Source organism: Oribacterium sp. WCC10 (assembly GCF_900113415.1).
GTDB lineage: Bacteria > Bacillota > Clostridia > Lachnospirales > Lachnospiraceae > Oribacterium.
Window position 1 is genome coordinate 1 of sequence record NZ_FOPH01000015.1, and the last position, 14,629, is coordinate 14,629.

Below are 14,629 nucleotides of genomic sequence, written 5' to 3' on the forward strand. Positions count from 1 at the left end.
CTTCATCTGTTAGCTGAAACATCTCCTTTATAATAAGAGCACCTATAATTACGTTAATCGGAGTGTTACGGCGTGAAGGCTGATCACTGTACAATACTCGGAAAGGCTCTTCATCTATAGCTGGAAAAATATTTTCAGAAAAAAATTTAGCCCATGATTTTTCAAGCATTTTTACTTCTCTTTGGGTTAAATTAGAAGTAGAATCAAACAAGCTGATTTGCTGAGATGAATTTGTTGCAAATGACATAAACTATACCTCCAACAGATCCTATCTCTATTATACTATTTAGAAAAGGTAATGTATTAGGTTTTTAAGGTTCTAGCGCCCCATTTGTCGGGCGACTCATTATATCATGACGTGATCTGTTCGCACCCCTATAGATTTTAAAAAGACTGCATTCCATTACAGAATACAGTCTTTTGTAAATAAGGTGTTATCTTTTTTAGTCTGATCTCAGTGCATCAATCGGGTTCAGTGTTGCCGCGCTTCTTGCTGGCATGTAACCGAACACGAGACCGATGGCCATTGAGATGGTGAAGGATGCGATGACCCAGCCGATGGATGGCTGAGCATCTATGTCCATCATCTTTCCGGCTACAGTGGTTCCGATAAATCCGATAAATATACCGATGATACCACCCATGGAACTGGTTACTGCGGCTTCAATGACGAACTGCGTCAAAATAGTTGAACGCTTTGCACCGAGAGCCTTTCTGATACCGATTTCCCTGGTTCGTTCGGTTACCGAAACCAGCATGATGTTCATGACTCCGACTCCGGCAACCAGAAGGGAGATTCCTGCGATACCTCCAAGCATGAGAGACATTTGCGCGATCATCTCATTCATGGAGTCGAGAAGTTCACTCATGGCTGTGACAGTGTAAAGGTCATCATTCTTGAAGATGGTATAGAGAAAGTCTTCTATGACCGTTGTGACGGTTGAGGCCTCCTCCACATATTCATCCCGGAGAGTAAAGGTGTAGTTGTTGATGGTTCCGTTTCTTGAAAGCTTCACAGCTGCTGTATATGGAATGTAAACGAAATCATCGCTTCCGCCTTCGCTCATCTCATCACTGGATGAGGTCTGTCTCTCAACAACACCGACTATCTGGTATTTTGTACCGTTTACACTGATTCGCTCTCCGATGGCTTTTTCCGCAGACTCGTAGTAAGTCTCCGCCACATACAGTCCGATGACTGCCACCTTCTGTCTTGCTGCGATATCCGCATACTGGATGAAACGACCTTTTTCAAGATCGTAGCTCATGATATCGAGATAATCCTCGGATACACCTGTTACAGAAGTATTTGAGGAATTTTCATTGCCAACCTTGACTGTCGCACTGACGGAAACCGTCGGTGACAGATGAGAAAAATACTTCTCGTTGTCTTCGTAGAAATCGTACATTTCATCCACGGAAACGGAACGGGAGTTCAGGTTGATGACATTTACTGTGATACGGTTCGTTCCCATTGATGCAAAGCTTGATGTCATGTAGGACATCTCACCGTTTACTATTCCGACAAGGATGATAACGGCTGCCACACCGATGATGATACCAAGCATCGTCAGGAACGAACGCATTTTATTTGACCAAATGCTCTTTAGAGCAAGATTAAATGAGTTTAGCATAATCCTCCGCTGTTCCGTCATAAACCACTTTGCCGTCAGAGATTCGCACGATTCTTTTAGCTTCAAGTGCAATGGAGTTATCGTGGGTGATCATGACGACGGTATTACCATCCTGGTTAATGTCTTTCAGGAAGCCAAGCACCTGTCTTGAGGTTTTTGAATCAAGAGCTCCTGTCGGCTCGTCCGCAATGATAAGCTCGGGATCCCCTGCAAGGGCTCTTGCGATGGAAACTCTCTGCTGCTGACCACCGGAAAGCTGTGCCGGTTTCTGCATCCATTTATCAGAAAGACCGACACGTTCAAGCTGACGCATTGCACGCTCCTTCTGCTCATGCTTTGGAACTCCGGCATAGAGAAGCGGCAGGCAGACATTATCCAGAAGATTGTCTTTGGGAAGCAGGTTGTACTGCTGGAATATGAAGCCTATCTTTTTGTTTCTGATAGCGGCAAGCTCATCATCCTTCATGGACGATGTGTCCTGCCCGCTGATCAGGTATCTTCCGCTGGTTGGTACATCCAGGGCACCGATGATATTCATAAGGGTGGATTTTCCGGAACCAGACTTACCAACTATGGCTACAAACTCTCCTTTATAAATGTTTATGGAGATGCCGTCGTTGGCATGAACCTCTTCCGACCCCATCTTGTATATCTTATATATATCGTGCAGTTCAAGAAGCGGGAGCTCACCGATATGTTCTTTGGGAATGTAGACCACCTGACCGTTTGGCCCCGAGGCTGAGGCTGCCTCCTGGGCGGCCTTCAGCTTTGCAATTTCGTCATGATTCTCGGCATATTCGTCAGGTTCATCATCCTCTTCTGCTTCGTTTTGAACCTGTACGGGTTTGATGGAAGCATTATCGGAAGCTGTCTTATCAGATATATCCTTTTTAGAGATGTCTGTACATATATCCCGGGTAACGGAAAGGTCTTCTATTTCAAGAGCGTCAGTTCCGTTAGCAATATCAGTTTTGTTTATCTTTTTAAAATCTTTTAATGACATTTTTTTCTTCCTTAGAATGGGCCTCCGCCGCCACCGCTGCGGCTTCCGCCTGATCCACCACCGGGGCCACCGCTGGGACCGCCTGATCCGCCGCCCGGACCACCGGAACCACCCGGTCCGCCCTGATCGCCGAAGCCGCCCATCATCATACTCATATCATCGGATACAGTTGACTGGGATACGTAAACCTCATCGCCTTCTTCGAGATCACCGGAAACTATTTCAACGTAGCTGTCTGAGGTGAGTCCTGTTTCTACGGTTACGGAATGGAAACCGTCAGGTACATTGCTGCCTGATCCCGGCATCTTGACATCTGATCCATCCGGAGAGGACTTCTGTTCGTCAGAGTTTTCGGAATCGTAGGTTTCTCCATCCTTATTCTTTACATATACCTTGTTGCCTCGCTGGAGAGCATCAACCGGTATCGCAAGAGCATTTTCAGCTTCATCAAGGATGATGACGCCTTCTACATTCATACCCGGAAGGAGGCCTCCGAACTCGGTCATGGTTACAGTTACAGGATAGTAGGTAACGCCGTTTGATGAGGTTCCTTCCATAGAGATCTTTGTGACAGTTCCCTTGAAGGTCTCATCTTCAAATGCATCCGCCGTTACCTCAACTTCCTGACCTACTTTGACATTGGATATATCAAGCTCATCAATGTTCATCTCAAAGGTTACTTCAGTAAGGTCGTAAATGACTGCAAGTGAAGTTGCGGAAGAACCGTTCTGAACATTTTCACCTACATTTACCGATTTGGTCACAACTGTACCAGAAATCGGTGCAGTGATGGTGTAGTTCTCGTATGTATCAGTAGTGGAATCAAGGCTTGACTGTGCGCTTTCAACTGATGACTTTGCACTGTCCAGCTTGTCCTTATAGGAATAAATGATGTCGTTGATGTCGTCTGCGTCAGCAACAAAGAGAGCCTGTCCGGCAGTGACATAATCACCTTCATTAACCAGAAGCTGTGTAACGGTTACGGAAGATGTCAGATTATCTGCCTTCAACGAGAAGTCTCTTGCTGCTTCAAAGGTACCGTCTCCGGATGAATTCATTCCGTTAATGCTGGCTGTTGCTGCCATATCGGTTGTGAGACCGCCGGGATTTGATACCTCGATGGTTACGTATCTTACAAGCTGTCCGCCTGAAAGAGTTGTCTCCATGGAATCAACTGAAGTTACGGTTCCGTAAATCTCTTCCAAAGTATCCTCGATGATAACTGAAGCCGTACTGCCCACCGGGATCATGGCTGCTTCAACAGAAAGGAACGGTACATCAAGCTTCATAGTGGAATCATCGTAGATTTCGGCAATCTCCGTATTGGAACTTACCTGATCTCCGATTGTGATATTCAGAGTTTTGATGTGTCCTGTGTACTTGGACTTAACGGTATTGCCGCTGAAGTCGGATACTGCCTTGTCATAGTTGTTTGCGGCTCTTGAGTAGCTGTTCTCGGAACGCTCAAGAGAACTGTTGGCGGAACTTAATTTTGAGTCCATGGATGAGGCATCTATCTGATAAAGTACCTGCCCCTCTTCCACCACATCTCCTTCCTGAAAGTCTGCGGAGATGATGGTTCCGTCTACCATGGAAGTGATCTTGTAGCTGTCCTTCGGCGAGATTGTTCCGGAACTTGACAGTGATGACTGAATGGTCTGTCTTGATACAGTATCTGTTTTTACGTCGGTACTTCCGGCAGCCTTGACTGTTTTTTTGGAGAGATAGTAATACCCTCCGCCTGCCACCATCGCGAGAACCACCGTTCCGATGATAAGCTTTTTAACTGGTAATTTGAATTTCATATATGCTCCCAAAACTGTACGTGAATATGAGGCCAATGTTTATGCCTCTTTAGGATATGACCCGATAATAAATCACTTCGCTACCGCTGTGATTTCTTTCGTTCCATCGGAACTGAGTGACCATACAACTGTCACCGTATCATCAACTTCCTTACTGCCGTATACGGAGAAGGCGTACGCCACATCATCATTACCGATATCGAATTCCTCGCCGCCGATGACTACAGAAGTAGGAGTCATGAGGTTTGTTGAGCTGTAGTAGATACTGTCGATGGTTCCTGTAGTGGTACCCATATCGGATCCGCTGGATGAATATGCGTAAACAGACTTTGTTGAAGAATTGTAGTAAACAACAACCGGATCTCCGCTGGAAGCAGCATCTTCAATCTCGTCAACAGAGGATGTTTCACCATTGAGGGTACAGCTTGCCGAGCTTTCGCTGAATGGGATAATGCTTGAAAGACTCTTGTCCACTTTGAGAAGATATGGTCCCTTGAGGTTTGATTCCAGAGTACTGAGAAGATTAAGTTCGTCATTATCGGAAAGATTGAAACCGAATATCTTTCCGTATATTGTGTTGTCCGATTTGGTGCTGGACTCATTGGCGTAGGTATTGGTCTTCATAAGGTTGTAGAAAAGATTCACACAATCCTCATAGGTAAGAAACTCATTCACACCTTTGCTGATGTTTTCAACGAGACCTATGGCTGTGGACTTGGCATTTCTGTTGGAAACCAGATTTCCTGAAAAGTCTGAGTTTGAATATCCGAGCAATGTAAGACATGCTTTTTCAGCTTCAGCCATCTTGATGCCCTGGTCGGGCTTGAAAAGACCTCCCAGATATGCGCTGAGCCATCCCTGCTCTGCAGCGATTCGTATATAGGAAGCGTACTCCGAGGTCGAAAGTACATCTGAAAATACCGAAACATTGGATTCGGCAGCCACCATGGTGTGATAAGTTGAAGCCATGACCAGCATTTTTGCAAATTGAGCCCTTGATACCGGCTGTTCATTTAAAGTGACATCGAAATTCTCTATGATTTTTGCACTTATAAGGGCATTTTTTCTCTGGGTAAGTGTTGTCGATGCAAATGCTGTTAACGGTGTATATGAAACGATACTCACTATGCCTGTAACTGCTGCAAGTGAGCCGTATATAAATCTTTTGTTCATCTATGCTCCTTTCATATAAATAGGATGATTGCGGGGCGCAAAGCCTCAAAAAACGAAGCTGAAAGTGATTTTAGGAATGAAAGCTGAAACGAAACTGAAAATTCTTTCAGGAAAGAGCTGCGATGGCAAGTTTCACAGAAAAAACACAATTTGAAAACATATTTGCCGCTTCTCTGCGAGAGAAGGAGTAATATCCGAAACCATCCGGAATCTGACACCGGTGATGTTTTCGTTTTGGATTAGGCAGGGGTGCCTAAAGGAACTTGTATCAGTATACTATCTTTAAAGAAGATATTTGAATTTTCAGATTGTTTTCAGCTTGGGGAGATATAGTTTTGAGATATAATTAAGTGAGAGTCGAAAGTATTTGTCACTCACTTATGGTGCAAGCACATGATTTGGTACTTTTGCCCCTTACATCATATTGTAGTATGAAAAATCGAAAGGATATATTGATGAAAGTTTTAGTTGTTGAAGATGAAAAGCTTTTGGCGGATTCCATTAAGGAACTTCTTGAGGATAAAGGTTATGAAGCAGATGCGGTATATGACGGGGAGTCCGGAGTGGATTTCGCTGAGACAGGAGTTTACGATCTTATAATACTTGATGTCATGATGCCGAAGATGAACGGATATCAGGTGGCAAAGAAGTTGCGTCAGACACACGTGAGTACTCCCATACTGATGCTTACAGCCAAATCAGAGCTTATGGACAGAGTTGAGGGTCTTAATTCAGGTGCTGACTACTATCTCACCAAGCCTTTTGACAGCAGAGAACTTCTGGCCTGTGTTTCAGCGCTTCTCAGACGTCAGGGGACTGAAGTGGATGAACTCACATTCGGAAATACAGCCCTTGACCTTGGAACCGGTACACTCACCTGCAACGGAACCGAACTGAGATTAAGTGCCAAGGAATTTGAAGTCATGCGAATGCTCATGCAATCAAAGGAAAAGAATCTCTCCAAGGAAACTATTCTCAGCAAGGTTTGGGGATATGATTCCGATGCGGTGGAGAATCACGTTGAAGTATATGTAGGATTTCTGAGGAAGAAGCTTAAATCCATCGGCTCTGATGTGAACATTGTGGCTGCCAGACGTCTTGGATACCATCTGGAGCTTGAGGAGTGACAGTAAATGGATAAGATAAAGTTACTTAAGATCCGTTTTATTGCGGTAACCATGACTATAGTCACCATTATGCTTTTGATCATTTTCGGTCTGATGCTTAGTCTCACCAAACGTCGTATATATTCCAACAGTTTGAAGATGATGCAGGGAGTTGCAGATATGCCTATAGGCATGAATCGTAATATACGACCGGAAAAGAGAGACAGAAACAGTTCCCAGGATGTACAGCTTCCGTTTTTCAGGGTTGAAGTTGATTCTGACGGAAACATTGTGGATACAGACGGGAACTTTTACGACCTGACAGATGAAGCCTCCATCAATTCACTGGTTTCAGAGGTACTTTCAAGTGATGAAAAAGTCGGTGATCTAAAGGATTATTCGCTAAGATACATGAAGGTAAATTCAACTCCTTTTAGAGAAGGTGATATGAACAGGAATGATGGCCCCAAACCGGAATCAGTTCCGGGTGAGGTGTCGGAATCATCAGGAACCGGTATAGACAAAGAAACTCCGCCTGCTCCTGATGGTGATAAAAAGGAAAGGGTTGAAGTAAAGAATCCAGGTTCTGAGGAAGCTCCCGCTAAGGATCCTGACGGAAACCAGGATAGTGATGTAAAAGATGATAAGAGACCTGAAGATCCCGGAAAGGATAAATGGGATGGTAAAAGTAACAGGCTCATAGTATTTGCTGATATGTCATCAGAGATAGCTACTATGCATAATCTCGCAAGAAACTGCATTTTCAGCGGATTTCTAAGCTTTTTCGTTCTGCTTGCCATTTCAATATACTTTGCAAGATGGGCTGTAAAGCCTGTAGAGGATGCATGGAAACAGCAGAAACAGTTTGTTTCGGATGCTTCTCATGAACTGAAAACCCCGCTTACAGTCATACTTACTGATGCTGAGATGCTGAGATCAAAGGATTTTGATGAAGCTAAAAAGCGACAGTTTGCAGACAATATCTTCACCATGTCGCTGCAGATGAGAGGCCTTGTGGAGAGTCTGCTCCAGCTTGCAAGAGTGGATAACGGTGCAGTTCAGAATGTTCCGCATAAAATCATCGATCTGTCACAGCTTCTCGCCAATGAGATTTTGACATTTGAAGTGATCTTCTTCGAAAAGGGGCTGATGCTCACAGAGAATATTCAGAAAGGAATCAGTATAAAAGGGTCTGAACAGCATATCAAGCAGGCCGTGGAGATTCTGTTGGATAATGCTCAAAAGTATTCAGACAGTAACGGAACTGTCAATGTAAGCCTTGAAAAGAGCGGTTCACATAAGTGCATTATAAGTGTTTCAAATCCGGGGGCTCAGATCTCAGAGGAAAATCTCAAAAACATTTTCAAGAGATTTTATCGTATAGACGAGGCAAGAGCCATGAATCATTCCTATGGGCTGGGATTATCCATAGCACAAAACATAGTGAACAATCATAAAGGAAGAATCTGGGCGGAATCAAAAGACGGCCTCAATACATTCAGGATTGAATTGCCAATGGCATAATCCTCCCGAACTATAAAGTTACATAAAAAGCCGGACCCCGGTGGTATCTGTCAATACCCCGGGAAATCCGGCTTTTTGTTATACAGACTTTCGATCCTCTGGCGTCGGGGCACGGATTTTCAGAGGAAGCTTATGCTTTGCATTGAAAATCCGGCAAGGGAAAAGCTTTAATCAGCGTTTCCCCGGAAATTTCTTCAGATCAGCTGGTGTCTAAGCCATTTTGTTCCCATGAATCTGTGGATGTAGAACAGGCCTCTCACCAGCCAGTCAAGGGACATACCGTACCATACGGCGATCGGTCCGAAACCCATGAATCTGATAAGAACGGTTGTGAGGGCTACTCTTGTAAGCCACATTGACAAAGATGAAACCATCATGGTGTAGCTGACGTCTCCTGCGGATCTGAGACCATATGGGATGATGAAGCTCGGTACCCAGATGAGACATTTTACTACGGTAATGTAGATCATCATATTGAAGCACATGGCGGCACTCTCCTGCTCCATACCCGCGAGCCACATGACAGGTTTGCAAAGTGCAAATGTCATAAGGCAGGAAGCGATGATGACATAATCACCTATCCTCATGTGCTTAACTATGTAGTACTTGGCCTCTTCTGTTTTGCCGGCGCCCAGAGTCTGTCCGGTAACGGTCATGAGTCCCATGCCTACAGCGATAGCTGCTATTCCGTTGACATTTTCAAAGATGATGGTCATGGCCTGAGCTGCTATGGCGGTTGTGCCGAGAGTTGATACAGATGACTGAATGGCAAGCTTTCCGAACTGGAACATGCTGTTCTCGATACCGGACGGGATGCCTATGAAAAGAACTCTCTTAATCATCTCTATGTCAGGCTTAATCAGATAATGTCTGATCACTATCGGTTGTGATGGACGTCGCAGTGAAATCATGATAACAACTGCCGAAAAGATTCGTGACATCAATGTAGACAGTGCGGCACCGAAAACTCCCCATCTGAATATAAAGATGAAAGTGAAGTTTCCGATGATGTTGAAAAGATTCGAAATCACCGAAATTTTCATGGGGAATTTACTGTTTCCACCTGCTCTGTAGAAGGCGGCTCCCACCTGATAAAGCCCTATAAACGGAAATGATGCCGCCGTAAGTCTGAAGTAAGTCTCTGAATTAGTCATGACAGCCTCGTCCACCTGTCCGAAGATGAGGCGGAGGATGCCGGCATTAAACATTTCGGAAAAAAACGAAACTGTCAATGAGATGACAAGTACTGACAGAATGATCTGCTGTGCGGCACTGTTGGCTTTTTGGTTGTTTTTTGAACCGAGGTATTGTGAGCAGATGATCGTGCCGCCGGTGGCGATGGCTGAAAACATCTGGATGACCAGTGTGTTCAGGGAATCCGTGAGAGACACCGCGGAAATGGCTTCACTGCCGACTCTTGTGACCATCATGGAATCTGCCATACCCATAAAGGATGTAAGGAGATTCTCGATCATAAGAGGTATAAGAAGCTTTTTTAGATCAATATCGGTGAATTCGAGATCGTCCCATTTGATCCTGGCTTTGTCATATAGACGATTCAATCTGAATAAATAGTGGTACAACTGAAATCTCCTTTAATCTGTTGAAGCATTACGAGGATTTGTAACCGTTTTTCATTGAAAAACCGGTATGCAGCTTAAGAGAAACAATGACTGAAAACTGATGTTTACTCAGAGGTTTCTGATTCTTTGGTACACTTCTGCTATGGGAAGTCCGACAACATTGTTGTAATCGCCGTCTATTCCCCTAATGAATCTTGCGAAGGATCCCTGAATACCATACGCTCCGGCTTTGTCCATAGGTTCCTCTGAGCCTGAGTACGATAGAATCTCATCTTCAGTCATTGGGAAAACCTGTACAGTGGTTTTTATCGAAAAGCTTTCACGGTGATCTTCTGCTCCTTTTTTCTTTAGGATCAGTGTTACGCCTGTATATACCTGATGATCTTTTCCCTGAAGTTCACGTATCATATCTGCAGCTTCATCATGGGAATGAGGCTTTCCCAGGATCTTTCCGTCGATGGCAACTACTGTGTCAGCACCAAGAACAAGAGTGGATCCGGAAAAAGGTATCTCCGTTTTAGAGGCTATATCAGAAGCTTTCTGCTCTGAGAGAGAAATGACTACCTCCTCGGGAACAGTGGATGTGACCTTTTCCTCTATGCTGCTTGGTATGATTTCCGGGTTGATGCCGATCTGCTCAAGAAGTTCCTTTCTTCTGGGAGAACCGGACGCCAGGATAAAACGATCTATATTCATCAATGATTCCTTTCAAAAAATGTAAGCATTTACAAAAAGATTGAAACAATTATACAAAAATATGTCTCTTAATTCTATATGCCATATTGACGGTATTGTTGACAACAAGAGGCAAGATAATTAAAATTATCACAATTGAAAAAATGACGGAATAATCGCAGGTGAACCGGTTAAATATCTATCGGATACTTAAGTGATTGATATACCGTATAACATCGGAGAACATATATGGGACGTGAGGGAAAGATAACTATAAAGGATATAGCAGAGATGGCAGGGGTGTCAAAGACCACGGTTTCATTTTTTTTAAATGGAAAAACCGAGAAGATGTCACCTGAAACCAGAGACAAGATACAGGACATAATCAGAGAAACCAATTATCGTCCGAATATAGCTGCCCGCACACTGAATCAGAAAAAGACACATCTTATAGGTGTTATCATAGGTGACATAACCAATACATTTTCAAACAGGATCGTAAAAGGTATAGAGGATACGGCAAGGAAACGCGGATATCAGACATTGATAGGCAATTCTGCATACGACCCTGAGATGGAGTCAAGCTATGTCAGCAGGATGCTTACACTTGGCGCTGACGGTTTTATCATTCAGCCGACGCCGGGATTTCGTGAGACTTCAGGGATGATCAAGGCGGAAAACAAGCCGTTTGTGTATTTCGACAGTAAGATTTATGAGGAGGATGCCTCATGGGTTAAGACAGATAACTATCAGGCGACCTACCGTGCCATAGATTCTCTGATTCACAAAGGATATTCCAATTTCCTTATGATCGGTGCGGATCCTTCAAGACTTAGTACCCGCATAGAGCGTTCATCCGGTTTCATCGACTGTGTAACCGAGAATGGGTTTTCATACAGGAGTCTCTTGATTAAGGAGGGTGAAATCGACAATGCTGAAGTGGTGAGATTTGTGGAGGACAATATGAAGCCAGGGCATCCTACTCTTGTATACGTTCCAAACTGTTGGGCATTACCGGAGATACACAAGGCACTTCAGCAATTCAAGGATAAGGTTCCGGATCAGCTTGGCATCATAGGTTTTGATAATGTTGAATGGGCGGTGTTCTCATATCCGAAGATAACAACTATCGTACAACCGGCTTATGAAGAGGGGCAGAAAGCCGCAGAGATGCTCATTGATCAGATCGAAGAAACCAATAAAGAAAAGATACACCAGACATTGAAATGTTCAGTGAACTGGACAGAGTCAACCATGTAAAAAGCGTTCGAGGGAGATTTAACTCCTTCGAACGCTTTTCGGTTAGATGAGGTTTAATGTTCGTCAGCACTGATGTTTTGACTCCTGATCAAAGTAATCTGTAAGGATTCCTGCTCTATGTACACTAATGCACGTGTTGGCGCTGATCAGTGAGTGTCATCAGGTTGACATCGAATCAATGATTTCTGTTGCGATTTCTGCATCCAGATTGTCAAGGGCTTCCCTGATCTCTGAGATTTTTCCCTTCAGTGTATCTGAAAGCTTATATTCATCCAGTCTTGCCAATGTCTCTTCTACTGCTGTGTAGTCAAAGTCCTCAAGGTGGGTTTTGACATCTGTGAGGATATCATTCAGGACAGATACAGGTATTGCTTCTTTTTTCTTTGAAGCTGAAATATCTGCCTCATCCGCGTATCCTGCAGTACCTTCAGTTCCGATATCGCCTGTTTTCGCAGAAAGAGTATCCAGCGGACTCAGATTCTGAAGATAGGATCTGTACAAATCAAGCATGGAATCCGTTAATGTTTCAATAGTCGATATATCCGAAGCCTTTCCGGCTGTTTCAAGCTTCTGACACATCTCCGATAGTTCGATAGCTCCGATGATCCTTGATGTGCTTTTTAAAGCATGGACATCTATGGTGAAGTTTTCCCAGTCTTTATCTTGATATTCTGATTCTATCTTATCTGCAGTCTTTGTGATATGTGCACGGTAGTCTTTCACTATCTCAAAAAGCAGTTCTTTGGTTCCGGTATTGGAGAGTGCGGTGGCAAGGTCGATGCCGGTAACGGATTCAAGTAACTCTGATATGGAGTCATGTTCTGTTTCCAAGGCTCCGGATTCATAGCCGATACGTCTTATGGCTTTAGGCGCCTTTATGGTTTCATCAAAGTTTTTGCTTCCCGGAAGTATCATTTTAGCGGCAGGAAGATACTTCATAAGCTGAGCCTCAAGAAGCACCGGATCGACAGGCTTTGAAAGATAGTCATCAAAACCGGCTGCAAGGTACTCTTCTCTTGCACCGCTTATAGCGTTGGCTGTCAATGCGATGTATGGAACATCCGGATTCTTGTTTATAGTACTTGACTTCATCTGTTTTAAAGTTTCTATTCCATCCATCTTTGGCATCAGATGATCTACAAAAATGCAGTCATACTTGTTGGTACAAACCTTTTCGAGACCTTCGAATCCGCTCTGAGCCGTATCTACCATAAGCCGTGTTTCCTTAAGGAGACCGGTGATGACTTTCAGGTTCATGGCATTATCGTCTATCACAAGTACTTTACCTTCAGGAGATATGAAGCCCGGTTCATGGATGTTTTTGTTCCTGAGATGAGCCTTATGAGTTACCTTAAAATCTCCTATTGGAGTTGTGTCAATGATGCCCTGACGTATTTCAAATGAAAAATCACTTCCTTCACCGTAAACACTGCTGACTTCAAGGTGTGTTCCCATGAGAGCCAGCAGATGCTTTGTGATGTTCATACCAAGGCCGGTACCTTCTATACTTCTGTTCCGGTCCTCTTCAATACGCTCAAATGGAGAAAACAGCTTTTCTATATCCTCGGATTTGATGCCTATTCCGGTATCGACCACGCAAAAACGGAGAAAGATCTCATCTGCTGTATACTGCTTGCTGGTAATATTAAGCGTTACTGAACCCTGCTCTGTGTACTTTACGGCATTTGTCAGGATGTTAAGAACACATTGACGTATTCGTATATCATCTCCGTATAGATAATTGGGGATGTCCGGTGACACATTGATATTCAGAGTCAAAGCCTTTTGCTGAGCCCTGACACTGACCATGTTTACAATGTCATTTATCAGTGCACTTAACTCATAGTTTACAGGTATTATCTCCAGTTTACTTGCTTCGATCTTTGAGAAATCAAGTATATCGTTAATGAGAGAAAGAAGTGTCTGACCGGAACTCTGAATATTTGTGGCATACTCATTTAACTGAGGATCATCGTATTCTCTCAGTATCATTTCGTTCATACCAAGAATGGCATTGATAGGCGTACGTATCTCGTGGGACATTTTCGACAGAAATATACTCTTTGCCTTATTTGATTCCTGGGCAACAGATATTTCATTCTGAAGCTGTTCCTCACGAAGCTTACTGAGCTGATATGAGGTGACGAAAAAAGCTATGCGCTCTCTTTGGGTAAAATAGTGGATACTGATGGCTACAATCGCAAATGTTGTACCGTTTACCACATCACCTCTCGCCAGTGAGCCGGACTTCACCATAAAAGAGCTTGCAATGAGCATTGCGTCAGTGATAAAGCAAATGATGATGTATGCCAACATGGAATCAGTGAACACAACAGCCGTTACGATATAGAGTGCAAGTATAGCGGTTGCGACCACCTGTGTATCCGAGGCCGACTCTATGATGCCGAAAACCAGAAGAAGAAAGATGGAGCCACGACAGATGAACACGGCAAGTCCTGGAGTTATTTCTTTATTAATGTGGTAATAGATCCTGAGAAATGTAAGCAACAGAAAAAAGCCCAGATATTCAGGCAGCATTTCAAATCTTGCAAAGCCCATAAGACTGAGTACAGTAAAGGCAGCCATGACATATTGAAAGACCTTGGTGAAGTTCAAACACTTTTGATAAGCCTGCATGATCACCTTGTTTCGGCTTATTTCATAGGATGCCGGATCATATCCATAATGATTCAGATTTCTGAGTTTTTCTCTAAATTTCTCCATATAAACATTGTTCGTCAAAAAATTGATGCGCTATAAATAGTCTTTGCACTTATATCATAAAGGTGGAAATCGCGCAACGAAAAATTAAATTAAGGAATAAAAAATCAGAAGGACTCCTTAAATTTAAGAAATACTTCTGATT

Annotated in this window: 10 protein-coding genes and 1 pseudogene; 3 read left to right on the forward strand and 8 right to left on the reverse strand. The window is 43.6% G+C overall.

Translation table 11 applies throughout. From position 1 onward, the window contains the following. The 5 genes and pseudogenes from BM294_RS11095 to BM294_RS11115 all read right to left on the reverse strand — a co-directional run. Positions 1 to 247 (reverse strand): annotated as a pseudogene (locus BM294_RS11095) (transposase); the annotation flags it as partial. A gap of 196 nt (positions 248 to 443) precedes the next feature. Then, a complete protein-coding gene (locus BM294_RS11100; RefSeq protein ID WP_091208165.1) occupies positions 444 to 1,634 on the reverse strand; it encodes an ABC transporter permease in 1,191 nt (396 codons plus the stop codon). Beyond that, complete coding sequence (locus BM294_RS16715; RefSeq protein ID WP_091208319.1) at positions 1,618 to 2,277, reverse strand: ABC transporter ATP-binding protein; 660 nt, start codon at positions 2,275 to 2,277, stop codon at positions 1,618 to 1,620. The genes BM294_RS11100 and BM294_RS16715 overlap by 17 nt, the downstream gene beginning before the upstream one ends. 371 nt (positions 2,278 to 2,648) lie before the next feature. Further along, positions 2,649 to 4,442: a beta-barrel domain-containing protein gene (locus BM294_RS11110; RefSeq protein ID WP_091208322.1), complete on the reverse strand. Its 1,794-nt coding sequence runs from the start codon at positions 4,440 to 4,442 to the stop codon at positions 2,649 to 2,651. A gap of 72 nt (positions 4,443 to 4,514) precedes the next feature. After that, entirely contained in the window at positions 4,515 to 5,615 is a 1,101-nt protein-coding gene (locus BM294_RS11115) for an S-layer homology domain-containing protein (RefSeq protein WP_091208168.1), read from the reverse strand. A gap of 455 nt (positions 5,616 to 6,070) precedes the next feature. Here BM294_RS11115 and BM294_RS11120 point away from each other — a divergent pair, with 455 nt between their 5' ends. Then, positions 6,071 to 6,742: a response regulator transcription factor gene (locus BM294_RS11120; protein ID WP_091208170.1), complete on the forward strand. Its 672-nt coding sequence runs from the start codon at positions 6,071 to 6,073 to the stop codon at positions 6,740 to 6,742. A 6-nt stretch (positions 6,743 to 6,748) separates the two neighbouring features. After that, positions 6,749 to 8,245 carry a sensor histidine kinase gene (locus BM294_RS11125; protein WP_091208175.1) on the forward strand — a complete coding sequence of 499 codons (1,497 nt, stop codon included), beginning with the start codon at positions 6,749 to 6,751 and terminating at the stop codon, positions 8,243 to 8,245. 194 nt (positions 8,246 to 8,439) lie between these two features. On the opposite strand, the gene BM294_RS11130 is transcribed toward BM294_RS11125, so the two are convergent. Both BM294_RS11130 and BM294_RS11135 read right to left on the reverse strand, forming a co-directional pair. Further along, positions 8,440 to 9,828 (reverse strand): MATE family efflux transporter, encoded by a 1,389-nt coding sequence (locus BM294_RS11130; protein WP_242944517.1) that lies wholly within the window; start codon positions 9,826 to 9,828, stop codon positions 8,440 to 8,442. A gap of 108 nt (positions 9,829 to 9,936) precedes the next feature. Beyond that, positions 9,937 to 10,524, reverse strand: coding sequence for a Maf family protein (locus BM294_RS11135; protein WP_175494649.1), 588 nt, complete (start codon positions 10,522 to 10,524; stop codon positions 9,937 to 9,939). A 228-nt stretch (positions 10,525 to 10,752) separates the two neighbouring features. Here BM294_RS11135 and BM294_RS11140 point away from each other — a divergent pair, with 228 nt between their 5' ends. Then, a complete protein-coding gene (locus BM294_RS11140; RefSeq protein WP_091208178.1) occupies positions 10,753 to 11,763 on the forward strand; it encodes a LacI family DNA-binding transcriptional regulator in 1,011 nt (336 codons plus the stop codon). A 159-nt stretch (positions 11,764 to 11,922) separates the two neighbouring features. On the opposite strand, the gene BM294_RS11145 is transcribed toward BM294_RS11140, so the two are convergent. Continuing rightward, on the reverse strand, positions 11,923 to 14,487 hold the full coding sequence (locus BM294_RS11145) for a response regulator (RefSeq protein ID WP_091208180.1): 2,565 nt from the start codon (positions 14,485 to 14,487) through the stop codon (positions 11,923 to 11,925). Positions 14,488 to 14,629: the final 142 nt, after the last annotated feature.

Excerpts from the sequence above, each read along its gene's own strand:
- BM294_RS11100 (WP_091208165.1), bottom strand. The coding sequence starts at position 1,634 with ATGCTAAACTCATTTAATCTTGCTCTAAAGAGCATTTGGTCAAATAAA.
- BM294_RS16715 (WP_091208319.1), bottom strand. The coding sequence starts at position 2,277 with ATGGGGTCGGAAGAGGTTCATGCCAACGACGGCATCTCCATAAACATT.
- BM294_RS11110 (WP_091208322.1), bottom strand. The coding sequence starts at position 4,442 with ATGAAATTCAAATTACCAGTTAAAAAGCTTATCATCGGAACGGTGGTT.
- BM294_RS11115 (WP_091208168.1), bottom strand. The coding sequence starts at position 5,615 with ATGAACAAAAGATTTATATACGGCTCACTTGCAGCAGTTACAGGCATA.
- BM294_RS11120 (WP_091208170.1), top strand. The coding sequence starts at position 6,071 with ATGAAAGTTTTAGTTGTTGAAGATGAAAAGCTTTTGGCGGATTCCATT.
- BM294_RS11125 (WP_091208175.1), top strand. The coding sequence starts at position 6,749 with ATGGATAAGATAAAGTTACTTAAGATCCGTTTTATTGCGGTAACCATG.
- BM294_RS11135 (WP_175494649.1), bottom strand. The coding sequence starts at position 10,524 with ATGAATATAGATCGTTTTATCCTGGCGTCCGGTTCTCCCAGAAGAAAG.
- BM294_RS11140 (WP_091208178.1), top strand. The coding sequence starts at position 10,753 with ATGGGACGTGAGGGAAAGATAACTATAAAGGATATAGCAGAGATGGCA.
- BM294_RS11145 (WP_091208180.1), bottom strand. The coding sequence starts at position 14,487 with ATGGAGAAATTTAGAGAAAAACTCAGAAATCTGAATCATTATGGATAT.